Below are 25636 nucleotides of genomic sequence, written 5' to 3' on the forward strand. Positions count from 1 at the left end.
GGTCAGGTGTCCGACCGAGCGACGCCGCCCTCGCCCGTCACCCGTTCGATGAGCCGCTCCGGAACCGCGTCGGCGTCCCCCGACTGTATCTTCCAGAGCGTCGCGTACAGTCCGTCGCCGGCGACCAGTTCGTCGTGCGTCCCGCGCTCGACGATGCGCCCGCCTTCGAGGACGAGTATCTGGTCCGCGTGCTTGACCGTCGACAGCCGGTGTGCGATGACGAACGTCGTCCGGCCGGCGGTCAGCCGCTCCAGCGACCGCTGGATGTACAACTCGGTCTCCGTGTCGACGGCGCTGGTGGCCTCGTCGAGGACGAGAATCTCGGGGTCGCGGAGCATCGCCCGCGCGATGCTCACCCGCTGTCGCTGCCCGCCCGAGAGCTTCACGCCCCGCTCGCCGATTCGGGTCTCGTAGCCGTCCGGGAGCCGCGCGATGAACTCGGCCGCCTCCGCCGCCTCCGCCGCCGCGACGACGTCCGCGTCGGTCGCGTCGAAGCTCCCGTAGGCGACGTTCTCCCGGACCGTCCCGTCGAACAGGAAGACGTCCTGGCTGACGTAGCCGACGTGGTCTCTCAGGACTCCGGGAGCGACGTCGCGGACGTCGACTCCGTCGATTCGAATCGCGCCCTCGGTGACGTCGTACAGCCTGAGCAGGAGCTTCGCGGCCGTCGACTTCCCGGCGCCGGTCGGACCGACGAACGCGACCGTCTCGCCCGGTTCGACCGTGAACGTCAGGTCGGTCAACACGGGGTCGTCCGCGTAGGCGAACCCCACGCCGTCGTACTCCACGCGACCGGTCACGCGGTCGAGTTCCACCGCGTCCGCGGGCGTGTCGACCGCGACCGGAAGGTCCATCAGCCCGAAGATGCGCTCGCCAGACGCGCGGGCGTTCTCGTAGGAGTCGACCAGCCGACCCATGCCCGCGAGCGGGTCGACGAACCGCTGGGTCATGAACAGGAACGTGACGAACTCCCCGACCAGCAGGTCCCCGGTGAGGAACGGCGGCGGGCCGGCGACCAGCCAGTACCCCCCGACGAGGAACGTCGCCGCGAACGCGACGCCGGCGAGTAAGTCCATCCCGGGCTGGTAGAAGTACTCGAGCCTCGCAACCGCCCACGTCCGGAGGTAGTACTGCCAGGAGGCGTCGGTGACCCGGCCGTCCTCGTAGACGGCGGTGTTCGTGGTCTTGATGACTTCCATCCCGCTCAGGTTGTTCTCCAGGCGCGTGTTCAGGTCCCCGACGCTCCGGCGGAGCGCCCGGTAGAGCGGCCGGACGGTCCGCATGAACCAGAGCGTGAACGCCGCGAGGAGGGGGACGGCGACCAGCGTGACGAGCGCGAGCTGCCAGTTCAGGTACAGCAGGACGCCGGCGATGCCGAGGACGGTCACGACGAGTTGAACCGCCCCGCTCACCGTCCCGTTGAGGAACGAGCGGAGGTTCCGCACGTCGTTGTTCAGCACGCTCATCACCTGCCCCGTCTGCTTGTCGTCGAAGAACGCCATGTCAAGCCCCTGCAGTTTGCGGTACGCGTCGGTTCGGACGGCGTGCTGGACGCGGTTCGAGAACAGCGACAGGCTGACCCCCTGCGTCCACCCGAACGCGACGCTCGCGACCAGTGCGGCGACGATGGTGACGACGGACAGCCAGAGTCGCCCCGTCGCCGTCACCGGGAGCCACTCGTGGGGTACGAGCGGGAACCGGAACGGCGCGTCGGCGTTGAAGACGGAGTCGATGGCGACTCCGAGCACCAGCGGGGGAACGAGTGCGACCGACCGGGCGAACAGACTCGTCACCAACCCGACGACGAACAGGTGGATGTCGGACCGCCCGTAGACCCCGAACAGTCTGACCATCGGGTCGTCCTCTCCCCGGTACGCGTCGAACGGGTTGGGTTCCGCGCGCTCCGTCACTGCGAGTTTCCTCCTGCACCGGCGCGGGGCGAACGACCTCCGGGCGCTCGTGGCGTGCCGACTACCGTCGCGTCGGACAGGGGCTGCCGGGGCCGCGACCGGAGACGGGTGTGGGGGTTCATCAGGTGCGTCGAACGTCCGCGCCCTCCCCTCCGAGAACGCGAGCGGGAGTCGGCGGGTCGCCTTACCGGTAGGTGGCGCTCGGCCCGTATAACCCGCGCGCCAGACCGTGCGACCCGGGACTCGTTCCCGGTCGATTGCCGCTGTTGTACGAGGAACGCGGAGCCCAGCCCCGATTCGGCCCGCGAAAACGTTCGAAACGTTTCGATTGCTTCCCGGAATAGGGAATGAATTAACTCCGACCCGGACGCTCAACCGCTGCCTAAACGGACGGTAGTGAGTGTACTACAATAGTGAGTGAACGTCTCCAAGTGGGTATGTCTCGGTCCATCGACTCGGCGTACCTCGACGCCGAACGTGAGGTGCTGACGAGTCCGTACCGCCGCCGCGTTCTGCTCGCGGTCTCGGACCACGACCCGCTGACCGGGGACGAGATGACGACCGACGCGTTCGTCTCCGGCGAGTTGAACGACGACGACCCCGACGTCCTCCAGTTGAAGTTGATCCACACGCATCTCCCCCGACTGGCCAAGGACGGCTACATCGAGTGGGACCCCGATGCCGAGACGGTTCGTCGCGGACCGAACTTCGACGACATCGCACCGCTCCTCGAGTCGATGGTCGGCCGCGAGGAGGGACCGCGGGTCGGCCGGTCCGAGTAGCGGGCGAGGGACTGGACACCCTCGGGCCGCTCCGGTGAGGGCAGAAGTGACTCGACACCGGTACGGCGACGTGCGGACCGCCGCGTCCTCTGTGACACCCGGCCCACTGTCGCGTCGGCTCGTGCGTCGGTTCAGACGACCGGTATACCTCCCCGTGCGTCGAGTACTGCCCCTTCGACGGTCGTGTTCGCAGTGTCCGCGCGACCTCCGCTTGACGGCGGTGGCCGTCCCGTCAGCGCCTCCGGGGCGTCCTGCGGAGGAGAACGTCCGCTTCGACCCGAGCGTCGACAGCCGCGCGTCTCCGTTCCACCGTCGCTCCCGGTGAACGGTCGCGTCGGTCGTTTACTCCTCGCGCGCCAGCCGTTCGTACTGCTCGGTGATCCGGGTCGTACAGGACGAACAGCAGACCACGTGACAGTCCCCGTTCTCGACTTCGACTGCCCCGCCGTCGTCGCTGACGGTGTTCCCCTGGACCGTACAGACGAGCCCGACCGTCCCCGTCATCCCGAGCTGTGGGCTCCACCGCGGCTCGGCGCGCGGTTCGACCGTCCACTCGCGTCGGAACCTTCCGCGGAGAAGTCGGCGAGCGACTCGTCTAGTTCGCTCGCATCCATGTGTACGACCGTCAGGACGGTTCCCCCGACGCTCCGGTGGGCGTGTTCGACGGCGCCCCGTTCGGCGAGTCTCGCGGAGCCGCTCGACCCGGTTCGAAACCGTGGATACGGAGCGTCCGACCCCCTCGGCGATGCCGCGAAACGGCGCCGCGCGTCCGGTGTGCGGGACAACAGAGCGGACGGGTGGGGACGCGCTCAGCGGAGTCGTCCGAGCAGTTCGTAGTCGTGGTCCGGCGTGTACCGCCGGAACAGTAGACTGTTCATGAGCACCGACACCGACGAGAACGCCATCGCGCCCGCCGCGAGCACCGGCTGGAGCAGACCCAGCGAGGCGAGCGGGATCATCGCCGTGTTGTACCCGAGCGCCCAGAACAGGTTCTGCTTGATCTTCGCGAGCGTCCCCTCGCTGATCCGGATCGCCTTCACCACGTCGACCGGGTCGTCGCGCATCAGCGTCACGTCCGCCGCCTCGATGGCCACGTCCGTCCCCGACCCGATGGCGGTCCCGACGTACGCGACGGCGAGCGCGGGCGCGTCGTTGACGCCGTCGCCCACCATCATCGCCTTCCGCCCTTCGTCTTGGATCGCCTCGACCGCGTCCGACTTGTCCTCGGGGAGCACCTCCGCACGGACGTTCTCGGGGTCGATACCCACCTGCTCCGCGACGGCGCGGGCGGTCCGCTCGTTGTCGCCCGTGATCATCATCACGTCCGTCCCGCGTTCACGGAGCGCCGTCACGGCCTCTTTCGCGCTCTGCTTGACCGTGTCGGCGTCGGCCACCACGCCCACGAGTTCGCCATCGTAGGCGACGAGCATCGCGGTCTTGCCCTCGTTCTCGAGACGCTCCATCGTCCCGGCCGCCGGCTCGGGGTCGACGCCCTCGTCCCGGAGTAGTTTGCGGTTCCCGACGAGTACCTCCTCCCCCTCGACGGTCGCGCGGACGCCGTGACCCGGGACGTTCTCGAACGACTCGGCGTCGGCGACGTCGAGGCCGCGTTCCTCCGCTCCGGCGACGATGGCCTTCGCGAGCGGGTGTTCGCTCCCGCGCTCGGCGCTCGCGGCCACGCGGAGTACCTCGTCCTCGTCGACCTCACGCTGTTCTCGAGTGGCCATCCGTCCGCCGTCGGCTGCCGTCTCGCCGCCGTCGGCGAGCGGTTCTCCATCGCCGTCGACGGAGCCTCCGTCTGCTCGTTGCGTCTCCGACGCGACGCTGTCGAACGCGACCACGTCGGTGAGGCTCATCTCACCCTCCGTGAGCGTCCCCGTCTTGTCGAAGACGACCGTGTCGACGTCCTTCGCGCGTTCGAGCACGTCGCCGCCCTTGAACAGCACGCCGTTCTGTGCCCCGATGGTCGTTCCGACCATCGTCGCCGCGGGCGTCGCCAGCCCCAGCGCACAGGGGCACGCGATGAGGACCGACGACGCGAACACGACCACCGCGAACTCGAAGACGGAGAGCGCCGCCGGGCCGCCACCCACGAGCCCCCACAGCGGGAGCGAGCCGACGAACCCTGCGAGCGCCTGCGGGAAGAGATACCAGACGCCGCCCCAGAACAGCGCGTTCAGGATGACGGCGGGCACGAAGTACGCCGAGATGCGGTCGGCGAGGTTCTGAATCTCGGGCTGGCGCGACTGCGCCTCCTTGACCGTCTGGACGATCTGCTGGAGCGCCGTGTCCTCTCCCACCTTCGTCGCCTCCACGACGAGCACGCCGTTCTCGTTGATGGTCGAACCGACCACCTCGTCGCCCTCGCTCTTCTCGACCGGGACGGACTCGCCGGTCACCATCGACTCGTCGACCGCGCTCTGGCCGTCGACCACGACCCCGTCGGTCGGGACCTGTTCGCCGGGACGGACCTTCATCCGGTCACCGACGTCCACGTCCTCGATGGGGACCTCGCGTTCGGTGCCGTCGTCGTCGACGAGCGTCGCGGTGTCCGCCTCCATCTCCAGGAGGGTGCGGAGCGCCTCGCTCGCCTGGCCCTTCGAGCGGGCCTCGAGGTAGTTGCCCAGCGTGATGAACACGAGGATGAGCGCGGCCGTGTCGAAGTACAGTCCCTCGGCCGCGAGCACGCCGAGCAGTGCCACGAGGGAGTAGACGTACGCCGTGGACGACCCCAGCGCGATGAGGACGTCCATGTTCGCCGTCCGGTTCTTCACGAGCGCCTTGTACGAGTTCCGGTAGAACGGCCACCCGAGCACCACCTGGACGGGGGTGGCGAGCGCGAACTCGACCCAACCGAACTCGACACCGAACACCGTCTCGGGGAGGACCGACCCACCGAGGAGGAGTTTCTCGACGAGGAAGAACAGCAGCGGTACCGACAGCGCCGCGCCGAACAGCGTGAGCCGGAGCTGCTTCCGTATCTCGGCTTTTCGAGCGGCGTCCCGCTTGTCCTCGGCCGACTCGCTCGTATCGTCGTCCTCGCGGACGGGCGAGTAGCCGGCCTCTTCGATGGTGTCGTAGAGCTCCGAGAGCGTCGCCTCCGCCGGGTTGTACGTAACTTGCGCCTCGTCGGTGGCGAAGTTGACGTCGGCGCCGACGACGCCCGGGGTCTCTTCGAGCGCGCCCTGCACGGTCTCCGAGCAGTTCGCACACGACATGTCGGTGATGCCGATAGTCACCGTCTCCTCGACCGGCGAGTACCCCGCGTCCTCGATTGCGACGTAGATATCCCCGAGCGAGACGACGTCCGGGTCGTACTCGACGGTCCCCTCGTCGGTGGCGAAGTTGACGTTCGCCTCCGAGACACCGTCGAGGGATTCCGTGGCATCTGTGACCGTCTGGGAACAGTTCGCACAACTCATCCCCCGAATATCGATGCGGCTTCGGCGCTGACTCATTACTGGACTATACGTACTCCCTACTCAACCGATTTGTCCTTTCGATACCACAGCTACGGGGGGAGAATACCTTCGAACACGAACCCCCGTGGCGCTTCGTCTCTGTCGAACGATTCAGTCGGCTCCCTGCTGGAGTTGCTCGTACTTCTCTTCGAACCGGGTCTCACACGAGGGACAGCAGAACTGGTAGAGGTCGCCGTCGATGTGGGCGGCGGTCCCCTCGCTGTCGACCGTGTTGCCGCACTGGACGCAGGTGAGCGCGAACGCCGTCTCGCCGAGCGTCGGCGACCAGTCGGCGCCCGACAGGAGCGTCACCTCGAACTCGACGGGTGCGTCGTCGCCGAGCGTGTCGGCGAGCCAGTCCGCCACGTCCGTGTCGGGGACGCGGGCGTAGACGACGAGGTCCGCGGTCGCGGTGGTGAAGACGTGTTCGACCGCGCCCGTGTCGAGGAACGTCTGCTTGAGCGACCCGATGGACTGCCCCGCTGGAATCGGAAGCGAGACCAGTACGGGAACGCCTTCCTGGAGCTGTGAGCGGTCGATGTCGAGCGTGAACCGACGGACGACGCCCGTCTCCTGGAGCCGAGCGACGCGGTCGGAGACCGCCGGCGGCGAGAGGTCGACGATCTCCGCGATCTCGCTGTAGGGACGGCGCGCGTCCGCCATCAGTAACTGGAGGATCTCGAGGTCTGTCTCGTCGAGGTCGCGCATACCGCTTCGATGGGGCGCACAACCAAAAGCACGCTGGTGGATTGACCTTGTATCCCACAGCACGACGGCTCACTCGACGAACGATCGAAGGCGAAATCCGAACGAAACTCCGGGACGTATCGAACGGGTATGAGGACCGTCGTCACCGTCGAGGGAATGCCGTGCGGACACTGCGAACGGACCGTCGAGGAAGCAGTCCGTGAGGTGGGCGGCGTCACCGACGTGCACCTCGACCGCGAGACGGGACCAGTGAGGGCCGACGGCGTCGTCGACGAAGTCGAACTCGTCCGTTCTCTCGAGGGCGAACTACCGAACGATGCAGGAGAACCTCGTGTGGGCGACCGGGTACAACGTGTTCGCCCTGCCGCTGACAGCGGGCGTGATCGCGCCGATCGGAATTCTGCTCTCGCCGGCGGTCGGAGCGGTGTGCGTGTCGCTGTCGACAATCGTCGTCGCGGTCGACGCTCGCCGGCTCGCGGGGGTCGACCTCACGGCGTGACGGTACTCGCCTCGTGAGCGAACCGGCGGTCGCGGACGGGTTCTTCGGTCCCACGCGTCGTCTCGGAGACGCCGACCGGGGGTCCACCGGTTTCCCTCGCCGCGAGACGGTCCCAAGCGAGTCGCGGCCTACCGCTCCGACGGAGCCTTCTCGTACGCCTCGAGTCGGTCGTACTCTTCGGTCGTGATGGGAAGGACCGTGCCGTGTTTGTACCTGTAGGGGAACGTGAACTCGTCGTCGGCACGCACGAACTCCTCCTCCAGGGAATCCGCGACGAACGGGACGTAGCCCTGTGTCTCCGGACGGCCGCCGTAGTAGTCCAGAAACAGACACCACCGTCCGTCCTCGAGTCGTACGGCGGTCGGCCCTTCGTACCGTCCCTCCTCCAACCCCTCCATGCTCCGGTCGAACGCCGTCACCCGGTCGAACGGCCCAGTGGGACGCTCACCCTTCAGAAGGACGATTCGGGCGGGGTTCGCTTCGCTCTTCAGGAAACAGTAGTAGGCCCCGTCCTCCTCGTACATCGCGGAGTCGATGACGCCGCTGTCGTCTTTCCGATACAGCAGCTCCGGTTCCGAGAACGCGTCGAACGCGTCGGTTCTCGCGTAGTATATCGCCTTGTCGCCGAAATCGTTGCTGCTGTGTGACGACGACCAGTGGACGATGTACCCGTCGTTCTCCCCGTCGTAGACGACGTCCGGCGCCCAGAGACAGCCGAAGCGCTCGTCCCCGAGTTCGACCATCCGCTGTTCGGACCAGTCTACCAGGTCTTCGGACTCCCACATCACCAGCGAGTTACTCCCGTGACGGCTGATCTCCCCCCACGAGTGGTCGTACTGATTCGGCATCCCGTACGCCAGACTGAGGTCCGTCGCCAGTATCACGAACCTCCCCTCCTCCGTTCTGATAATCGTGCAGTCCCTGACGCCCTTGTCGCCCTCGTAGCTCCAGAGGACGGGGTCGCCTCCGTTCACCGCCTCCCAGCGGAACCCGTCCCTACTTATCCCGAAGTACACCTGCTCACCGTCCGGTGTCCGTTTCTCCTTGAAGTGAACGAACAGGTACGCCTGCATGTGTGTCGGCCGTTCTCGGGTAGGGAGGGTATGCCTTCCTGTTTTCGTGACCCGCGAAACTGCTCGACGACTCCCTCGCTCCCCTTCGATACACCTGACAGTACGAGCGGGGTCGCTGGTGCTCACCGACTCGGCGCCCGTCGCTTCGCGATTCGTTCGACTACGAGGAGTGTCCACTCGCCAGGAACGAACGTGTACACTGTTCCGACGCGTCGACAGCCGGTTTCGAGAATCCCGCTCTCCCCCGCTCAGGCGTGAGCCGAGTAACCCGCATCCTCGACCGCTCGGACGAGTTCGGACACGTCCGCGTTCCCTGTCACGGTTGCTTCCCCGGTTTCGTTGTCGGCACTCGCGTCGGTGACCCCGTTCACACCGCGGAGCGCCTCCTCGACGGTTTGTTCGCAGTGCCCGCACGACATTCCTTCGACGGTGAGTGTCGTCACACGTTCCACTACGGAAGGCTACCTTATGCGGGTTTTCCTTTCGAATCATCGGCGTGGTCCGACTGGACCGTTGGATTCTAAGACGAGTCGCGCCCTCTCGGTTGCGTAATACGGTATCGGCGAGCGAACTCACCACCGGTTCGTGGCCGGAAGAGCAACCCCGTTCTCCTCCGTCTCGGGAGGGGACGCGACTACTGCTCGGATGCCAAGCGTTGGTACTCGTCCGTGATCTGCGTCGCACAGGCGGAACAGCAGACCGCGTGTCGGTCACCGCTCTCGATCTCGACCATCTCACCCGTGTCCGTAATCGTCTGCCCGCAGACCGTACAGACGAGACCGAACGCCCCCGTCACTCCGAGTCGGGGCTTCCACTCCGAGTTGGCGAGCGGTTTAGCTTCCCACTCCGCACTGGAAAACGTCTCCGAGAGTTCGCCGAGCGTCTCGTCCAGTTCGGTCGCGTTCATCCGGGCCGTTGCCACGATCTGCCCATCGACCCCGCGATGTACGTGTTCGACGGCGTCGTGGTCCGCGAGTTCTGTCGTGAGTGACTCGGCGTTCGCCGGCGACGCGTGTACTGTGAGGAGACTGCCGTCGTCCGTCGCCAACGTCGACTTGTCGATGTCGACGGTGAACCGACGGATGACGCCTCGTTCTCGAAGCTTGTCGACTCGACTGGAGACCGACGGCGCGGACAGTCCGACGTCGTCTGCGATTCCGCGGAACGAGCGCCGGGCGTCTTCCAGGAGGAGTTCGAGGATCCGTCGGTCGGTCTCGTCGAACGACGACATCGGTGGTCAGTCGCCCCCCGATGCAGTTCCGTTCATCGCACTGGGGTCACTCATTCCTTCTTTGACTCCGTAGTTGACGGCCAGGACGTTGACCGGCCACGCGACGAGGAAGCCGATCGACAGCGAGAACGCGAGCGCCGACCAGTACGGCAGGTCGCCCATGTGTGCCTCCGTCGCCTGCTTGAACCCGACGCCGTCCTGCATCAGCGGGCCGATCGTGAGCGCGTAGCCGAACAGGTACGCGAACCCGAACGTGACCGCCGCCACCCATCCGACGCTGAGCGCCAGGACGCCCTGTGCGAGTGTGATGCCGACGACTTCCCCCGCCCCACATCCGGAGTAGCAGTGGCTCGTCGAGCGGAAGCCGCGTCGCCACAGCGAGTCGTGTGGGATCTGTGTCCGACCGCTGTACCAGTACACGCCCAGACCGAACGGGCCGGAGTAGAGTACGACGAGCGCCCAGACGGCTTTCATCATCGAGGAGAGTTTCTGGTTGTTGGTGTGGAGGTCCCACCAGAGGACGGCCAGACACACGACTACCAGCAGTGCCCATCCTCCGACGACGAGCGGGTCTGAGAGGAGGGGGACGAGCACCTCGCGAGCCGGCTCGAACCACCCTTCCAGCTGTGCGGCGAATCCGCTCCGGTCACCAGTCGATTGAGCGAGTATCGGCTCGATTCCGGTGACGTGTCTCATCTCTCCGTGTACGTTCTCGCGCATCGTTTATTCCGCTTGTTGCTTCGATTCTGAAGTCGGTACCCAATACTACGGCAGAATCCAACTCGACTCGAGCAGGTACTGCGGTGGCTGTTATCCTCTGGGCCGGTTCCGGTCGTTCTACCCCGCTCAATTCGGGTTGCATCCGAAGAACCTACCCTGCGAGCGGCTCAGGTAGTAATGCTTTAACCGCACAATATTCTATTGAAGAGTACGATGCCAATCGAGACCGACGAGCGTTCGTCTCACTCGCGTGACCGCTCCGGAGACGCGGTCGATACGACCGAACCACGCGGCTCGGTCGGACCGACGCGTCGACGAGTTCTCCGCTCGGTGGTCGGTGCGGCGGCGCTCGCTCTCGCTGGGTGCTCGTCGGTGGTTTCGCCCGAGTCGGGTCCGGAGCCCTCGCCGAACGGGACGACCTCTCCCTCCGAGACGCTCGCTCCCGACGAGACGGTCCGGCTTCGGGCCACGACGGACGCGCCCGCTGTCGGGGACGAGTCGTCCGCGAGTAGTTGGACGTACGACGGTCGACTCCCGGGTCCCGAACTCAGGGTCGCGGAGGGTGACGTTCTCGGCGTCTCCGTCGCGAACGACCTCCCCGAGGGGACGACCGTGCACTGGCACGGCGTCCCGGTCCGGAACGCGATGGACGGAGTGCCGAACCTCACGCAGGCGCCTATCGACTCGGGGTCCACGTTCGATTACACGTTCCGAGCGGAACCGGCGGGGACGTACTTCTACCACAGCCACGTCGGCCTCCAACTCGACCGCGGGCTCTCGGGCCCCTTGATCGTCGAGGAGTCCGACCCGCACGTCGAGTACGACCGCGAGTTCACGCTCGTCTTCGACGACTTCCTCTCGAGCGAACCGGAGCCCCCGGAGGGGTTCGGTAGCGGTGGTGGAATGGGCGGCGGACCCGGCGGGATGGGCGGCGGTATGATGGGCGACGTGCGGCCGTCGTACGACAGCCTGCTCGTGAACGGCCGAGTGCCGTCGGACCCGCCTTCGCTGTCGGTCGAGGAGGGCGAGCGGGTGAGACTCCGGTTCGTCAACGCGTCGAGCGCCACGACGTTTCAGGTCGCCGTCGCCGGTCACGAACTCTTGGTCTCGCACGCCGACGGCCGCCCCGTCGCGCCGGTCGGGGTGGACTCGTTCGTCTTCGGCGCGGGCGAACGGTACGACGCGATCGTGACTGCCGACGCACCGGGCACCTGGGAGATTCGCGGGGCGGCCGTCGACGGGAACGAGCGTCCGGCGAGGGCGGTGCTCAGCTACGAGGGGAGCGACGGCTCCCCGACGCCGGTGGAGTCGTTCGGCCACCGACTCCGGTACTCGGACCTCCGCGCCCGGTCGCCGCTCGACGGAATCGACGGGCGGCCGGACCGGACGTTCGACCTGACGCTCGCGGCGGGGGGCGGCCGGTCGTACACGTGGACCATTGACGGACAGGCGTACCCGGACGCCGACCCCCTCCAGATCGCACGGGACGACCACGTCCGCGTCCGGATGGTGAATCGGAGCCCCGTATTGCACCCGATGCACCTCCACGGCCACTTCTTCCAGGTCGGGGACGCGGTCAAGGACACGGTGCTCGTTCCGGGTCACATGGGGGAGGTCACGTTCGACTTCGTCGCCGACAACCCCGGCGACTGGCTGTTCCACTGTCACAACCTCTACCACCTCCACGCGGGGATGGCCCGCGTCTTCGAGTACCGGTAGTCGACTCGGATTGATTCGTGTCGAGCGACGAAACTCACTCGGTTCTCGGGTTCGGAGAACCGGACCCACGGTATATCCCCGTGCCGCACCTATCTATGGATAGGTGAGAAGAGATGACTTCGACGAAGCGGTTACTCGGGTGGCTCGTCGGCGCGTTCGCCGTGCTGACCGTACTCGCGTTCGCACTCGCGATGGGAGCCGGGGGCCGGACGGCTGGCGGCTGGTGGATGCCCCACATGGGCGGCGGCTGGATGGGTGTGGGAGCGTGGGGGTTCGGGATGATGTTCGTCGGCCTCCTCTGGATGGTCCTACTCGTCGCACTCCCCGTGGCGTTCGTCTACTGGGTGGTCACCGAACGCGAGTCGTCTCGGTCCGACCCGGCGATGGAGAGCCTGCGCGAACAGTACGCCCGCGGCGAGATCGACGACGACGAGTACGAGTCCCGCCGGCGTCGCCTCTCCGGACAGTGAGGCGTGCCCCGGTCCGGTCGTCCCTCGCGACGTGCCCCGACCAAGTCCGAACTGACCGTGCGGGACGACCGCTCGCTATGACCTGCGTCGCTTCGCGAGGGCGTCCACGGCAAGCGCTCGAGCGAGGCCGTTCGAGCGCCCCCTGGAGGGCGAGCACTCAGGAGGCTCGCTCGGCGGACGCCACGTACTGCTCGCTCTCTTCCGGCCGGTCGCTCGACACCGGCACCGTCCGCTGTTCGTCCGGGTCGAACTCGGTCGCCTCGGACGTCGTCGTCTCGAGTTCGTTCCCGTCCCCGTCGTAGAACGTTACCGTCACGCGTCCGCTCGTTGACTCGCCGGTGTTGTTGACGACGGTGACGTCGAGCGTCTCGTCGGCGTCGTCGGAACCGGGACGCGTGGTGACGACGACGAACTCCTCGCCTTCGCCGTTGAGCGACTCCCGGAAGAGTCGGATTCGGTTCCGCGCCGATTGGAAGTACTCGTCCGCCTCGTCGGTCCCCTGCTCTTGGAGTCGGAGGAGTTCCTCGTCGGCCTCGTCGAGTTTCCCTTCGTCGCTGCTCACGTCGCGGGCGGCGTACTCGTCGAGCAACCGGAGGATGTTCTGCCGCTCGTCGCTGATATCCGTCTCCGATGCGTCCTGTGCCCGTCGGAGGTCGTCTCTGATGTCGAGTATCTTCGGTAGTCCTGTCATGGTTGATGGGTATTCTCGTGCCCGTGTTTCCGGACGACCCGGTCGAACGTGGGTGCTGTGGCCGTTTCCTCTCTCGTCCTTGAGCGCGGGAGTGGAGCGAAAGAATGGATACTTGAATCCGAGGCCGCTTCCGGAACTGGTGGGGGTCGCTTGCTCCGACCGCTCAGACCATGCTGCGGCAGCTCTCGGCGCACTCCCGGAGCACCTCGGCACAGGCCTGACAGTGCTCCGCATCGTGGCGTTCACACTCCTCGGCACACTCCTCGCAAGCGCCCGCACACGCCTCGGCGAGAACGGAACTGTAGTTGGACTCGCGGGCCATGAACCGCGCGTGCAGCGAGGCGATGTCGGCGACGTCCCGACAGAGTCGGGCACACTGCTCCATTTCCTCGTCACCGAGACACTCGTCGGCGCACCACTCACACGTCGCGGCGGCTTCGAAACATATCTCGACGCACTCGCGGCTCTCTTCGTCCAGGTGATCGACGTTCGACAGCGTGTCTTCGAGGGACGTTGCGTCCCCTAATTGGGATGCCTGCTTTTCCTCGGTTGTGGCTCCGGTCGTGAGGGCGCTCCCGGCGGGGCCGACGGAGGCGTTGGAGCGGTTGGTCACGGCGTCGGCCGTCTCGCCGGGGACAGTTCGGTGTCGTGAGCTGTAGCGGTTAACGTTCGAAAGAAAAACCCGGCCGAGACGATACGATCCGAGTCACAAGCAGGTTAGGTGGGTAGCCCGTAGTCGTACATCCATGGACGAGACGGAGTACGCGATCCTGCTAGTCATCGCGGCGATCACGGTCGGCATCGGCGTGTTCACGACGAATCAACCGCTGGGACAGTTCTTCGTCGAGAGCACCCGACAGTTCGCGACCACGACCGTCGCGATGGCGTGGATCACGTGGTGGGCGCTCGTCGTCGGGTTCGCCATCGCGGGCGGGGTGGAGGCGTGGACCTCTGACGAACAGGTCGCGGACCTGCTGGAGGGTCACGGCCTCCGCGAGATCGGGTACGGCTCGCTGTTCGGGTTCGTCTCCTCGTCGTGTTCCTACTCCGCCATCGCCACGGCGAAGAACCTCTTCAAGAAGGGCGGATCGGCGGCCGCGACCATCGGCGCGTTCATGTTCGCGTCGACCAATCTCGTCATCGAGATCGGCGCCGTCATCTGGATACTGCTGGGCTGGCAGTTCCTGTTGGCCGACATCGTCGGCGGGTTCGTCCTCATCGGGATGATGGCGGTCGGCCTGACGTACCTCGTCCCCGACGAGGTGGTCGAGCAGGCCCGGCAGAACATCCAGGACGAGGGCTCCGAGGTGGTCCAGGACCCCGTCTGCGGGATGGAGGTCGACCCGGACGAGACCGAGTTCTCGACCGAGGTCGACGGTGAGACCTACTACTTCTGCTCGGAGTCGTGTCAGGAGAGTTTCGACCCCGAGGAGGCCGAGACGACCATCGCCGAGCAGGCGACTTCGATGTCGGGGTGGCGCGCGCTCGCGGACAAGCAGTGGAAGGAGTGGGGGATGCTCTGGGACGAGATCGCCATCGGGTTCGTCTTCGCCGGTCTCATCGCGGGGTTCATCCCCGAGCAGGTGTGGACGAGCGTCTTCTCGGGCGCGACGTTCGGTCTCCCCGTGTACGTCTTCTGGACGGCCGTGCTTGGCGCGGTGATCGGCGTCGCGACGTTCGTCTGCTCGGTCGGGAACGTCCCGTTCGGGGCGGTACTGTTCTCGAACGGGCTGCCGTTCGGGTCGGTGCTGTCGTACATCTACGCCGACCTCATCGTCCCGCCGATAATGGACGCCTACCGGGAGTACTACGGAACCAAGTTCGCTGCGATCCTCTCGGGTATGATCTTCGTCTCGGCAGTCGTGACGGGGTTCGTCATCCACTTCGTCTTCCTCGCAGCCGGCGTGATACCGGACCCGTCGAGCGTGCAGATCGCGGAAGTATCGATCGAGATGAACTACAAGATGGTACTCAACGTGCTCGCGACCGGGCTGTTCCTGTTCCTCTACTGGCTCCACCGGTCGGGGGCCGCTGGGAGTGAGGGCGAGGGCGGCCACGGCGAACACGGCCACGCGATGGACTGATCCGACGCACTCGAAGAACTCGTATTCGAATGAACGACAGGCCAAGACATCGCTCACGCACAACTCGGCACAATACGACACATGACGTTCGAATTCCTCGGTTTCCTCGCTGATCCGCTGTTCGTCGTCCCGTGGTACGCCGTCGGAGTACTCGGCGCGCTCTGGGTGGTGTACGACACGCTCCGCGTCAACACGAACGTGAACACGGCGCTGAAGGGCGCGTGGCCGATCATCGTGTTCTTCTTCTCCGTGATCGGGCTCGCACTCTACTGGGTGACCTGCCGCCCCCCGGGTATCGCGGACAAGACCGGCGAGGAGGCGAGAGACGCACACAGCGACTACGTCTCGAAGTCGCATCGGAAGGTCACGGGCTCGGTGATCCACTGCGTCGGCGGCGACGGACTCGGTATCGTCACCGCGATGGCGGGGATGCGCCTGCTGAACGCCTCCTTCTGGGTGGAGTTCGCCGTCGAGTACGTGGCGGGGTTCGCGTTCGGCGTGTTCCTCTTTCAGGCGGTCTCGTTCAAGAAGATGGAGGACGTCGGCTGGGGGAAGCGCTCTGGAAGGGGACGCGCGCGGAGTTCTTCTCGATGGTCACCGTGATGGTCGGAATGGGCCTCGTGATGCGGTACGTCACACCGGCCGTCGTGGGACACCCGCCGCCGGACCCCGATACGGCGGCGTTCTGGGGGTTCGGCGCGCTCGGTCTCCTCGTCGGGTGGGTGTTCACCTACCCGATGAACGCGTGGCTGGTGGGAACGGACTGGAAGCACGGCATGGCGTGAGACGCCTCGGCTCGCGGCAGAGCCGCCGCCTCGCCCGTTCGCCGCTCTGAAGCGACGGACTGCCCCAGAGAGCACAGGGAGTCCGGTACGGGCTCTCCGAGGACGACCCCGGCATCGTCTACGACCGGAGTGCGAGACGAACATCCCCGGTGGGCTCTCCCGTTCGGTTCTCGCGCTCGGAGCGCATCCCGTAGCGAGGTAGCGTCTGGGCGCGACTACCAAGCCAACACGCCGACCGGGAGATATCGACGTCTGATGGGTCTCAAGTGTGGGATTTTGGCGGGAAGGATTATTACTCACTCCTGGGAGCACCAGCCATGACCGACGGACAGTGGGACATCGACGACCCGTTCGAAACCGGAGCCGACTACGGGCAGAGTGAGACTGGCGAGTCGCTGTCGGTTGGCGACGTAATCCTCGAAGAGGTCTCGGGATTCGAAGTCTTCACCGAGAGCGAACTCGCTTCCAGACTCCGTCTCGACGAGGCGGTCGTTCTCGACCAGTTGTACGAACTGCGAAGCCAGGGGCTCGTCGAGGGAACCGAAGGAGCGTGGACGCGCGATTTCGAACACGGTGAACTCCCCCCGCCCGACGACGAGTACGTCTTCTGAGGGGTACCGGCCCAGTCGTCCCTCGCGAGCGGTGGTAGCAGTAGTCTAGATGACCGAACGCGACCCCGAGCGGGTCTCGGCCGCCATCTCCTGAATGAACCGCACAGTGGAGGATGCCGGGTCGGCGCCCGTCAGGTGTACGCTCGTCGAAGGCTCTCCGAGCACACCCCTCTCGGCCTTCCATCACTCCACACCGACACGAGCTTCGATACGGGAGTACAGTTCTTCCGGCGACGAGACCACCTCGTCGGCACGCGTGAGGTCCTGCGGCGGATGGTGGGACGGGGCGTATCCGACGCAGGACATCCCGGCGGCCTTCGCCGCAGCGACGCCGTGGGTCGAATCCTCGACGGCGACGCACGCGGACGGGTCGACGCCGACTATCGACGCTGCGCGCTCGTAGATCGCCGGGTCGGGCTTGCTCGGACCGGCGACGTCGTCGGCGCTCACGACGGCGCCGAGCGCCTCCGCCAGTCCGAATCGATCGACCACCAGTTCGACCCGGTCCCGACTCGACGCCGACGCGAGGCCCACCTCCACGCCCCGGTCGTCGAGCCAGTCGACTGCCGACTCGAAGCCCGGGAGGAGGTCTACCTGTTCCGTGTAGACGCGCTCGACGCCTCTGTCGAACAGGTCCAGAAACTCGTCCTCGTCGACGGTCAGTCCGGCGGTCTCGACGAGGTAGTCGTACTTGTCGCTCGAGTTCAGCCCGACCAAGTCCGCCGTGTCGACGTGCTCCAGGTCGAGGTCGTCGGCGAGCACGCGCGACCACGAGTCCCGTTTGCACGAGACCGAGTTGACGACGACGCCGTCCATGTCGAACATTACAGCAGTCACGACCGCCCATGGACGGACCGACGAATATAATTGACGCGCCGGACGTCGAGGCGGCGATCCGCAACTCCCCCCGCGAATCTCCGAATCGTCGCGCGCGGTCGCGCTATCGGGCGTCGACGGGTGGGCCGGAGAGGAAGACGGCACCAGCGCTCGCGTGTACCCGGGACTTCACGTGCGTGTTGTACCGTCGGAGGAAGGCCTCTTGCAGTTCTTCGTGGTCGGCGATCGGGACGAACGAGACGTCCGTGCCGCCCGAATCCACGTCCAGGAGCAGGTACCCCTGCGGGAACAGGGTGGTCGACGGTGCCATCACCTCCCAGACGCCACGGGTCGACGCGACTCCGGGGGTGTGTTTGTGTCCGCTCAACACCAGCGACACCTCGTGGGTGCTGAGCACGTCGAGGAGGGGACCGGGGTCGTCCCAGAGCACGGGGACATCCATGCCCTCGACGCGACGTTCGTAGCGCCTGAGCCACTCGCTCATCCCGGGGAGCGGGTGGTGGAGCATCACGATGGGGTCGGTCAACCGGTCGAGCGTGTCGTCGAGCCACCGAATCTGGTCGTCTTCGTCGCCCTCGTCCGACTCTCCTCGCAGACGCATGCTGTCGAGACCGACCAGTTCGACGTCGGAGAATCGCTCGACGAACGGGACGCTGCCACCGGAGTACCGCGACTCGAACTCGGCCTGCGGGAGCACCTCGTGCTCGGCGCCCGAGGTGGCCGGAACGTCGTGGTTGCCCGGGATACCGACGAACGGCGGGTCCAGTTCCGCGAGCAGTCCGTCGACGGCGTCGAAGTCCCACGGGCCGCCGTTCGCCGAGAGGTCCCCGACGCAGGCCACGCCGTCGACGTCTCGCTCGTTGACGTCCGTGACCGTCCGACGAAAGTGTTCCTCGGAGCGTTCGGGCAACCGGTGGCCACCCTCACCGCGGGTCGAAACGTGCGGGTCGCCGATGACCGCGACGCGCGTCGCCCGTTCCGCCGTCGGCCGCGGGAATCGAGCGACGAGTTCGTCTGGTAGCACCGTCTCGTCGTGAATCACGTGCCGTGGTCGGGCAAGTCCGAGATAAATCTTCTCTCCGAGAGGGGTCCGACGTTCGTCGGTCGAGAGGTCGAACAGCAGATGACTCGGCCAGACCGGACGAGTACGGGGAGCGAGACGTCGGGAAAGCGATTCTTCGGCGGTGAACGTGACCGGCCCGCCGCCGTACTCTCTCGGTCCGAGTGTTCCAGTCGCGCGCTGTCACCGACGGCCGATCCCGTCCCGTCGAAGAACGCGTCGACGTCGCTCTCGCCGGAGTGAACGGGCCGCCACGGTATGAGACGTGCTCAGATGACGTCGTCGGGGTCGTGCTGCGCCTCCATCCGTCGTGCTTCGGCCGCGTACTGTTCTCGCCGGTCGGGGCCGTCGACTGACCCGAGATTGCCGGGGTCGACGTCGACGGCGGCCGTCGTGTCGCGCACGTCGCCGAAGCTCGTGAGCGCCCGTTCCTTCCGGAAATCCCGTTCGCCGTCCGGAGTCGCGTACGTGAGGATGATCACGTTCTGCTCGTCGTCCGAGTAGGTCCGTTCGACCAGCCAGACGCGAACCGAGTCGGCACCTTCGGTCATACCGGTAGACCACAGCCAACCCGGAAATGCGTAGCGACTCGGTGTCCACGCCGTCCGGGGTGACGAGGATTCCACGGTCAGAATCGGGTTCGTCTGCTCCGAGTAATCCACCTCGCGAGTCCCGTACTCGCCGGTCATCTCGACGATTCCGAACGCGACCGCCGGGAGCGCCGCCGCCGGTAGTAGCCACCTCCGAACAAGAGGGGGTCCAGTCGCCTCACGAGCCACGAATCAGGGCGACGTTGGCCGAGACGTCGTGCACGATCCGTTCGGTGACCGTCCCGAAGGGTATACGCGGTCCCTCGGCCCGCCCCGAGACGCCGACGCAGACGGTGTCGTACCTGTCTGCGGCTTCGACGACCGCCCGCCCGACGTCGTCGGCGACGACGACCTGAACGTCGTACTCGTCGGGGTCCAGTCCCGCCGCCTCGGCGGCGTCGGTGACGACCGACCGCCCCCGCTCCTCGGCGTCCGAGTCGCCCGTCCCTCGGGGGGACTGAACGTTCAACAGGGCCGGGACGGTTCCGTCGACGGCCGCGAACTCGACCGCTTGGTGTGCGACGACCGGCGCATTGGGGCCCGAGGCGACGAGCGCCACCGGCCTACCGACGGTCTCGGTTCTGAGGTCGACGAGCGAGACGTCACAGCGGGCGTTCCGGACCACGGGGTCGACCGTCGCGCCGAAGACGTGGCCGTCGCGTTCGAGTGTCCCGTCCCAGCCGAGAACGACTTCGTCGGCCGTCTCCTCCTCGAGTACGTCGAGTATCGCCGCGCCGACGTCCGGAGCGACCACCGCTCGCGTCCGGAGGTCGACGTCCATCTCGGTCGCGATTTCGTGGGCGTTCTCGAGGAGGTCGTGCTGGTGTTCGGCGCGGTCGGCCTCGACGTTCTGGAGCGGCGAGGGGTGTGCGACCGGTACGACGTTGACCGCGACGAGTTCTGGCGTCCCCCGGTCCTCGTTGGCGTGCGCGCTGGCCGCCGCCAGACGGAGGAGTCCGTGCTGTGTCGCCGGGTTCGCTACCGGCACGACCACGCGGTACGGGTTGGCCGGTCTCCCGCGGACCGCCTCACCGAGGAGCCCTTCGCTGACGACGCGCCCGCGGGTGTAGGTCGCGTACCAGCCGATCCCGACGGCGACGATGCCCGACCCGATGACGACGACGACGGTCGCCATCTGCGAGACGACGACGCCCGACAGCACCACCCCCAGTACCGGGACGGCCGGGTAGAGCGGTCGTGGGAGCGCGAACGAGGGGTCGTAGTCGTCAGGGTCGGCCCGCCGGAAGACGACGAGCGAGACGTGGACGAGCGAGTAGGCGACGAGGAAGCTGAAGCTCGCCGCCTCTGCGAGCAGCGCGATGATGGCCTCCACTTCGAGGCCGACGAGGATCAGCAGCGCCGTCACGCCGCCGGTGGCCGCGATCGCTCGGTGGGGGGTGTAAAACCGGGGGTGACTCACGTTGAACCAGTCGGTCACGACCCCGTCCCTGCCCATGGCGTAGATGACCCGAGACGCGGCGAGTATCGAGGAGTTCGAGCTGGATATCGCCGCGATGATGGCGGCGAAGACGATGGCGACCACCCCCGCCGGACCCAGGTACGTGACGGCGACGTCCGAGACGGGGATGGGCGAGTCGCCGAGCGACTCGAAGGGGAGCACCCCGGTGCTGACGAGCATGACCACGACGTAGAGGATCGTCACCAGCACCACCGAGAGGATCATCGACAGCGGGATGATCCGACCGGGGTCCTTGATCTCGCCCGCCACGGTGGCGATGATCTCGAAGCCGAGAAACGAGATGAAGACGATGCCGGTCGTGGCGACGATACCACCGGGACCGAAGGGGGCGAACGGCTCGAGATTCCCGGGGTCGATGAAGAACACGCCGACGGCGACGAAGACGAGGATGATGGCGGTCTCGATCCCGATGGTGACGTTCTGAAACGCGCTCGACTCCTCGGTGCCGTAGTAGTTGACCCCGAGGAGGAAGACCAGCCCGACGAGTCCCAGACCGACGATGAAGACCCGCCCGTCGAGAAAGGGAATCGGTTCGACGAGGTACTGCCCGAAGCCGATCATGTAGAACGCGCTCGCGAACATCAGCCCCGTCCACATGCCCCAGCCGACCACGGCCCCGAAAAGCCCGCCGAGCGCGCGGTTGACGTAGTGGTAGCTCCCGCCGGCGATGGGCATCCCGGTCGCCAGTTCGGAGAGCGAGAGCGCCGCGAGCAGTGCGACGAAGCCGGCGATGGCGTAGGAGACCGAACTCGCTGGACCGGCGGTTTCGGCGGCGATGCCCGGGAGGATGAATATTCCCGCGCCGATCATCGTCCCCCCGCCGAGCGTCATCGCCTCGACGAACCCGAGCGTACGCTCGAGTTCGCCGTCCTGGACGCTCACGCGTCCCTCCTCCGTCTCGTGGCCTGTGGGCTCACTCGACGTCCCTCACGATGAGCGCCGGGACCTCGAGCGCGTCGACGATCTCCGAGAGAACGTCCCCGATGATACGCTCCCGGAGCGAGGGATCGGTCTCGCCGAGGACGACGAGGTCGTACTCCGCTCCGAGTTCGACGATGTCGGTCCGCGGGTCACCACCCTCCGAGAGCCGCCAGTCGATCCGGTCTCGGTCGACTCCGTACTCGACCAGCCGGTCGATGGCACCCACGAGGAGGAGTTCCCCTTGGCTCGGGTCGGCGTCCTCCGCGACCGAGTGGAACAGGGTGGCGGTCTCGTCGCCCGCCAGTAGCAGGTCGGCGACGACAGCGAGGATTCGGTCGAGGTTCACGTCCCCGCGCAGCGGGACGAGGACGCGGTCGACGGCCGTCGACCGACCGGCCGTCAACACCGCGTCACAGTCGTACTCGTCCGCGATGCGGTCGATAGTCGCCTCGCGGTCGTGCGTGAACACGAGCACCTCGGTAGGGCCGCCGTGGGCGTCGGCGACCGCGTCGAGTCGGTCCGCGGCCTCGGGACCGTACTGGTCCCTGAGCAGTGCCGGTTCGGCCTGGTCCGGGACCGGGAAATGCCCGAGTAGGACCACCTCGACGGCGCCGAGGTGGTCGAGGACGTCGAGGGGGGGCGGCTCCGCCTCCGAGACGTCGACCGGGACGAGGATCGTCAGGTCGCCGATACGGACCACAATAGCTCGACCGTTTCGTCCCGGGCCGTTTCAATCCTTCGCGGGGCTGTGGGCGTCCTCGAACACCGAAGACCGCTAAGAGGCCGGGAAACGGCGATTCGAGTCGTCGAACGGCGGCCCCGGCTGTCATCCTCATCGACGGAGCGACCCCGTGCCGTCTGTCCGCTCACGACGGGAGCGGTCCCTTGCCCCCGCCCATCGCGGCGTCACTAAAAGCGACGTTTGAGTCTAGCCAACTGCTATCTGCCGGTGGTGCACAGCGTCTCTCATGGACCGTCGTCGACTCCTCGCCGCGAGTGCGACCCTGCTCACCGGCGGGTGCATCGGTGGCGGCTTCCCCGCGTCACCCCCGTCGGGCGCCTCCGACTCTATCGGGGCTACGGCGGTGCGGACCCGCTGTCACGGCGGGTTCGTCGTCGAGGCCCGACCGGTCACCCCGGGTACCATCACGGTCGAACTCGACGACGACCAGCGCGCCTTGGTCGCCGGGGCAGTCGACGACGGGACGGTCGACCTGGTCTCGTACGGGGAGACCCCCCTGGCGGACGGCGTCCTCGTCGAACACGACGGGACGTTCTACGAGACGACCTACTCGGTCACGACGACGGAGGTGCCCGCCTACGAACTCAGCCTCTCGTGGGAGCGCGGCCAGCGGGCGCCCGCCGGCGCGACGAGCGTCGCGTTCGCCGCGCTCCCCGAGGTGGACCGGTCGGCGCTCAGGCTGGCCGTCCACGGTGGGGAGGAGAGTCGAGTCGGCGGTTCTGTGGGCGACGAACCGAACGGTCTCCCGCAGGAGTCGATGGGTGTCTACGAGTTCCCGGCGCCGTACCCGGACGGCGGGGACGCCTCGCGACTGGTCGGCGGCGGCGTGGTCTGGGTATCGTGGGACGACCGGGTGTACCGGGTCGAGGTCGGGGAGTCGACCACCACGGAGCGTCGCGTGCGCCGATACCGGGTCGACCGCGTGGCCGACACCGGGGCAGACGCTCTCGAGGCTGCCGCGTCGGAGTACGCGGTGCGCCTCGCCAACCTCTCGCAACGGGAGCGCGCCATCGTGCGACGGGCGGTCGACGGCGGATACGAGGAGTGTGCACCCGCGTCCGACGCGCTGGAGCGCCTCAGAGGTCGCCTGCCCGACGAGAAGCGCCTTCCGCCCCCCAACGCGGGGTCGTGGCTCGTCCGGTTCGAACGCGAGGAGCATCTGCTCACCGTCGGCGGGTGGGAGGCGTCGGACGGACCGCGGCTCGTCGGGCGGACTCCCGGTGGTCCTGGTAGCTCCTAACCCTCGCGTCGGGTCGACCCGAGTTCCGGGATTCACCCGGGAAAGACGACGGTCGCCACTCCGACGGTATCGGTCGCAGTCGAATCTCGGACGACCGCCTCTCCGCCCCGCCGACGGCGTCCATCTCGAGGAGCCGGCACCGGGGGTTCTACTCGGGCACGCTCTGGTCCGCGACCCTAGAACCTGCTCCGGACGACGGGACTGACAGAGGTCGCCAGGGGGAGACACGCCGGCGACGACCCGCTTTCCGAGCCGAGCTACCTATGAAGGACTGGTTCTACCCCCGAATACCCTACTATCCGTTCTATTACGGCTATCTTTGCTATCTTTACTATTTTCGTATTTGACCCACCGCTCCCTCGTGATCGCCGGTGGTTATTTGAGACAGGGGGACGCTCTTCAGGGAGAGAATGACAACTTCGGATAGCGTAGATAGCACAGAGAGATTAAATAGCCCAAATACCCCGTACACGGCCGGGACGCTCGAGCGGCGCCCTCGCGCCGCTTCCGTCTGCATGCTCAAAGGTGGGGTGGGGAAGTCCACCGTCGCGGTCAACCTCGCTCGACAGCTCGCCTCGCACGACTTCGACGTCCTCCTCGTGGACCTCGACCCGAACGGACACGCGTCCGTCGGACTCGGGTTCGACGAGGAGTACCACGAGACGGACGAAGGAATCGGTGACGCGTTCTTCGACGACGCCGAGCCGTCGTCGCTCGTCTACGACACCGGGTACGAGTTCGACCTCCTCCCGTCGAGCGAGGACCTCGAACGGGTCGAACGCGAGATAGTCGTCGGCGACGTCTTCCAGCCGTCCGCGCTGCTCAAGCGAACGGTCGTCGACCCCCTGCTGGAGTCGACGTACGACTACATCGTCACCGACTCCCCGGCGTACCGTTCGCGACTCACCGACAACGCACTCGTCGCGACGTCGAACCTGATTCTCCCGCTCGCACCGGGCAACGAGGCGATGGCGGGACTCGAACGAACCATCGAGCGGCAGATCGCCCCGCTACGACAGTACATGGACGTCGACGTGCTCGCGCTGGTCCCGAACATGCTGAGCGCGCGGATCGACCAGCGGACGCAGGACCGACAGCTTCTCGAGCGCCTGAACTCACACGATAGCCTCCAGGAGCGTATCCCGAACTTCGCCCGAATCACCGACTGGGAGGCTATCGACAGCGGGCAGACCGCTCCCTCCCCGGGCATTCGTGACCGCGCCAGCATCACGAAGGCGTACGGCGAACGCCAACCCCTGCTCGATTACGACCCGGACTGTGACCAACTGGCGTGTTTCGACGAACTCGCCCACATCACCGAGGTCGGAGAGGTGGTCCGTCGTGAGTGAAGACGACCCGTTCGCGGACCTCGGCGAGACGCTGGGAACGGCCGACGACCCGGACGATTCCCCGTCGGAACGGTCCGCGGCCGACGACCCTGGGGACGAGCGCGACCCCCTGGTCGAGAGCGCCTTCAGCTACGAGGACGCCCATCAGCGTCCCTTCTACGCTCGCGACGCGACCATCGAGGCGTTCGACTCCTGGCTGAACTACGAACTCGAACGGGAACTCAGCGAGCGCGGCTATCAGAACATCGTCGTCCGCGAGATGACGGACGCGCTCTTGCGGACGGTCGTCGAGGAGGACCTCCTGAACGACGTCGCCGAACGGTTCGAACAGGCTCGAGAGGACTCGATTCGGGAATAGTACGAATAGTAAAAATCTACCGAATCGACTCCTATTCTCGCTATCCCTTCTTTCTCTCCGTAGAGGCGTCTTCGTTAGTGAGGACTACGAAATAGAATGAATAGCACAAATTGTAGAATATTACAAATCGATTGAATAGATGGAGTAGTTCGAGCAGGTAGCCACTCCCTCGCCGGCCGGACTCCCACTCGCTCCGTTTCACCGTCCGCCGGTTCGCCGAGGAGAAGCGCGTGGTGCGGACGTCGACGAAGACAGTGACCGGGGGCCGATGGGATGACAGCCGAGGACGGCGGAGACGCCGACCGTTGTCGTCCG

General features: G+C 66.5%; 23 protein-coding genes and 2 pseudogenes. 10 read left to right on the forward strand and 15 right to left on the reverse strand.

Annotated features, from left to right (window positions below):
* Positions 1–2: 2 nt before the first annotated feature.
* On the reverse strand, positions 3–1853 hold the full coding sequence (locus tag AC6RUA_RS16610; protein WP_499815885.1) for an ABC transporter ATP-binding protein: 1851 nt from the start codon (positions 1851–1853) through the stop codon (positions 3–5).
* A 494-nt stretch (positions 1854–2347) separates the two neighbouring features.
* Between AC6RUA_RS16610 and AC6RUA_RS16615 the strand changes: the two genes are divergently transcribed.
* On the forward strand, positions 2348–2692 hold the full coding sequence (locus AC6RUA_RS16615) for a DUF7344 domain-containing protein (RefSeq protein ID WP_499815864.1): 345 nt from the start codon (positions 2348–2350) through the stop codon (positions 2690–2692).
* Positions 2693–3034: 342 nt separating this feature from the next.
* On the opposite strand, the gene AC6RUA_RS16620 is transcribed toward AC6RUA_RS16615, so the two are convergent.
* From AC6RUA_RS16620 to AC6RUA_RS16630, 3 genes are all read right to left on the reverse strand, one after another.
* A complete protein-coding gene (locus AC6RUA_RS16620) occupies positions 3035–3196 on the reverse strand; it encodes a hypothetical protein (RefSeq protein ID WP_499815865.1) in 162 nt (53 codons plus the stop codon).
* 305 nt (positions 3197–3501) lie between these two features.
* Positions 3502–6150, reverse strand: coding sequence for a heavy metal translocating P-type ATPase (locus AC6RUA_RS16625; protein WP_499815866.1), 2649 nt, complete (start codon positions 6148–6150; stop codon positions 3502–3504).
* Between the two features lie 114 nt (positions 6151–6264).
* Positions 6265–6861, reverse strand: coding sequence for an AsnC family transcriptional regulator (locus tag AC6RUA_RS16630; protein ID WP_499815867.1), 597 nt, complete (start codon positions 6859–6861; stop codon positions 6265–6267).
* Between the two features lie 129 nt (positions 6862–6990).
* Between AC6RUA_RS16630 and AC6RUA_RS16635 the strand changes: the two are divergent.
* Positions 6991–7360 (forward strand): annotated as a pseudogene (locus tag AC6RUA_RS16635) (heavy-metal-associated domain-containing protein).
* Between the two features lie 128 nt (positions 7361–7488).
* Here AC6RUA_RS16635 and AC6RUA_RS16640 read toward each other — a convergent pair.
* From AC6RUA_RS16640 to AC6RUA_RS16655, 4 genes are all read right to left on the reverse strand, one after another.
* Complete coding sequence (locus tag AC6RUA_RS16640) at positions 7489–8433, reverse strand: glycoside hydrolase family 43 protein (protein ID WP_499815868.1); 945 nt, start codon at positions 8431–8433, stop codon at positions 7489–7491.
* Between the two features lie 248 nt (positions 8434–8681).
* Positions 8682–8876, reverse strand: coding sequence for a CopZ family metallochaperone (locus AC6RUA_RS16645; protein WP_499815869.1), 195 nt, complete (start codon positions 8874–8876; stop codon positions 8682–8684).
* 191 nt (positions 8877–9067) lie between these two features.
* Positions 9068–9664, reverse strand: coding sequence for an AsnC family transcriptional regulator (locus AC6RUA_RS16650; protein WP_499815870.1), 597 nt, complete (start codon positions 9662–9664; stop codon positions 9068–9070).
* Positions 9665–9670: 6 nt separating this feature from the next.
* On the reverse strand, positions 9671–10360 hold the full coding sequence (locus AC6RUA_RS16655) for a DUF4396 domain-containing protein (protein WP_499815871.1): 690 nt from the start codon (positions 10358–10360) through the stop codon (positions 9671–9673).
* 354 nt (positions 10361–10714) lie between these two features.
* On the opposite strand from AC6RUA_RS16655, the gene AC6RUA_RS16660 reads away from it, so the two are divergent.
* Together AC6RUA_RS16660 and AC6RUA_RS16665 are read left to right on the forward strand one after the other, a co-directional pair.
* Positions 10715–12103: a multicopper oxidase family protein gene (locus tag AC6RUA_RS16660; protein WP_499815872.1), complete on the forward strand. Its 1389-nt coding sequence runs from the start codon at positions 10715–10717 to the stop codon at positions 12101–12103.
* A gap of 113 nt (positions 12104–12216) precedes the next feature.
* Positions 12217–12573, forward strand: coding sequence for an SHOCT domain-containing protein (locus tag AC6RUA_RS16665; protein ID WP_499815873.1), 357 nt, complete (start codon positions 12217–12219; stop codon positions 12571–12573).
* 157 nt (positions 12574–12730) lie between these two features.
* On the opposite strand, the gene AC6RUA_RS16670 is transcribed toward AC6RUA_RS16665, so the two are convergent.
* Both AC6RUA_RS16670 and AC6RUA_RS16675 read right to left on the reverse strand, forming a co-directional pair.
* Positions 12731–13264 carry a DUF7553 family protein gene (locus tag AC6RUA_RS16670; protein ID WP_499815874.1) on the reverse strand — a complete coding sequence of 178 codons (534 nt, stop codon included), beginning with the start codon at positions 13262–13264 and terminating at the stop codon, positions 12731–12733.
* 163 nt (positions 13265–13427) lie between these two features.
* Positions 13428–13760 carry a four-helix bundle copper-binding protein gene (locus AC6RUA_RS16675; protein WP_499815886.1) on the reverse strand — a complete coding sequence of 111 codons (333 nt, stop codon included), beginning with the start codon at positions 13758–13760 and terminating at the stop codon, positions 13428–13430.
* Positions 13761–14010: 250 nt separating this feature from the next.
* Between AC6RUA_RS16675 and AC6RUA_RS16680 the strand changes: the two genes are divergently transcribed.
* From AC6RUA_RS16680 to AC6RUA_RS16690, 3 genes and pseudogenes are all read left to right on the forward strand, one after another.
* The gene (locus tag AC6RUA_RS16680) at positions 14011–15348 is read left to right on the forward strand and encodes a permease (protein ID WP_499815875.1); all 1338 of its coding nucleotides are present in this window, start codon (positions 14011–14013) and stop codon (positions 15346–15348) included.
* 81 nt (positions 15349–15429) lie between these two features.
* A pseudogene (locus tag AC6RUA_RS16685) lies at positions 15430–16133 on the forward strand (DUF4396 domain-containing protein).
* A 317-nt stretch (positions 16134–16450) separates the two neighbouring features.
* The gene (locus tag AC6RUA_RS16690) at positions 16451–16744 is read left to right on the forward strand and encodes a hypothetical protein (protein ID WP_499815876.1); all 294 of its coding nucleotides are present in this window, start codon (positions 16451–16453) and stop codon (positions 16742–16744) included.
* Between the two features lie 183 nt (positions 16745–16927).
* Here AC6RUA_RS16690 and AC6RUA_RS16695 read toward each other — a convergent pair whose 3' ends face one another.
* The 5 genes from AC6RUA_RS16695 to AC6RUA_RS16715 all read right to left on the reverse strand — a co-directional run bounded on the left by AC6RUA_RS16695 (position 16928) and on the right by AC6RUA_RS16715 (position 22332).
* Positions 16928–17569 carry an HAD family hydrolase gene (locus AC6RUA_RS16695; protein ID WP_499815877.1) on the reverse strand — a complete coding sequence of 214 codons (642 nt, stop codon included), beginning with the start codon at positions 17567–17569 and terminating at the stop codon, positions 16928–16930.
* Between the two features lie 115 nt (positions 17570–17684).
* Positions 17685–18623: a metallophosphoesterase family protein gene (locus AC6RUA_RS16700; RefSeq protein WP_499815878.1), complete on the reverse strand. Its 939-nt coding sequence runs from the start codon at positions 18621–18623 to the stop codon at positions 17685–17687.
* A gap of 287 nt (positions 18624–18910) precedes the next feature.
* On the reverse strand, positions 18911–19192 hold the full coding sequence (locus AC6RUA_RS16705) for a DUF7967 family protein (RefSeq protein ID WP_499815879.1): 282 nt from the start codon (positions 19190–19192) through the stop codon (positions 18911–18913).
* A gap of 217 nt (positions 19193–19409) precedes the next feature.
* On the reverse strand, positions 19410–21593 hold the full coding sequence (locus AC6RUA_RS16710; protein ID WP_499815880.1) for an amino acid permease: 2184 nt from the start codon (positions 21591–21593) through the stop codon (positions 19410–19412).
* Between the two features lie 31 nt (positions 21594–21624).
* Positions 21625–22332: a hypothetical protein gene (locus tag AC6RUA_RS16715; protein WP_499815482.1), complete on the reverse strand. Its 708-nt coding sequence runs from the start codon at positions 22330–22332 to the stop codon at positions 21625–21627.
* 268 nt (positions 22333–22600) lie between these two features.
* Here AC6RUA_RS16715 and AC6RUA_RS16720 point away from each other — a divergent pair, with 268 nt between their 5' ends.
* The 3 genes from AC6RUA_RS16720 to AC6RUA_RS16730 all read left to right on the forward strand — a co-directional run bounded on the left by AC6RUA_RS16720 (position 22601) and on the right by AC6RUA_RS16730 (position 25321).
* Positions 22601–23614, forward strand: coding sequence for a hypothetical protein (locus AC6RUA_RS16720; protein WP_499815483.1), 1014 nt, complete (start codon positions 22601–22603; stop codon positions 23612–23614).
* Positions 23615–24129: 515 nt separating this feature from the next.
* On the forward strand, positions 24130–24963 hold the full coding sequence (locus AC6RUA_RS16725) for a ParA family protein (protein WP_499815484.1): 834 nt from the start codon (positions 24130–24132) through the stop codon (positions 24961–24963).
* On the forward strand, positions 24956–25321 hold the full coding sequence (locus AC6RUA_RS16730; RefSeq protein WP_499815485.1) for a DUF7970 domain-containing protein: 366 nt from the start codon (positions 24956–24958) through the stop codon (positions 25319–25321). The genes AC6RUA_RS16725 and AC6RUA_RS16730 overlap by 8 nt, the downstream gene beginning before the upstream one ends.
* The last annotated feature ends 315 nt before the right edge of the window (positions 25322–25636 follow it).

The sequence above is a fragment of the Halorarum sp. SLYT50 genome (assembly GCF_059821265.1).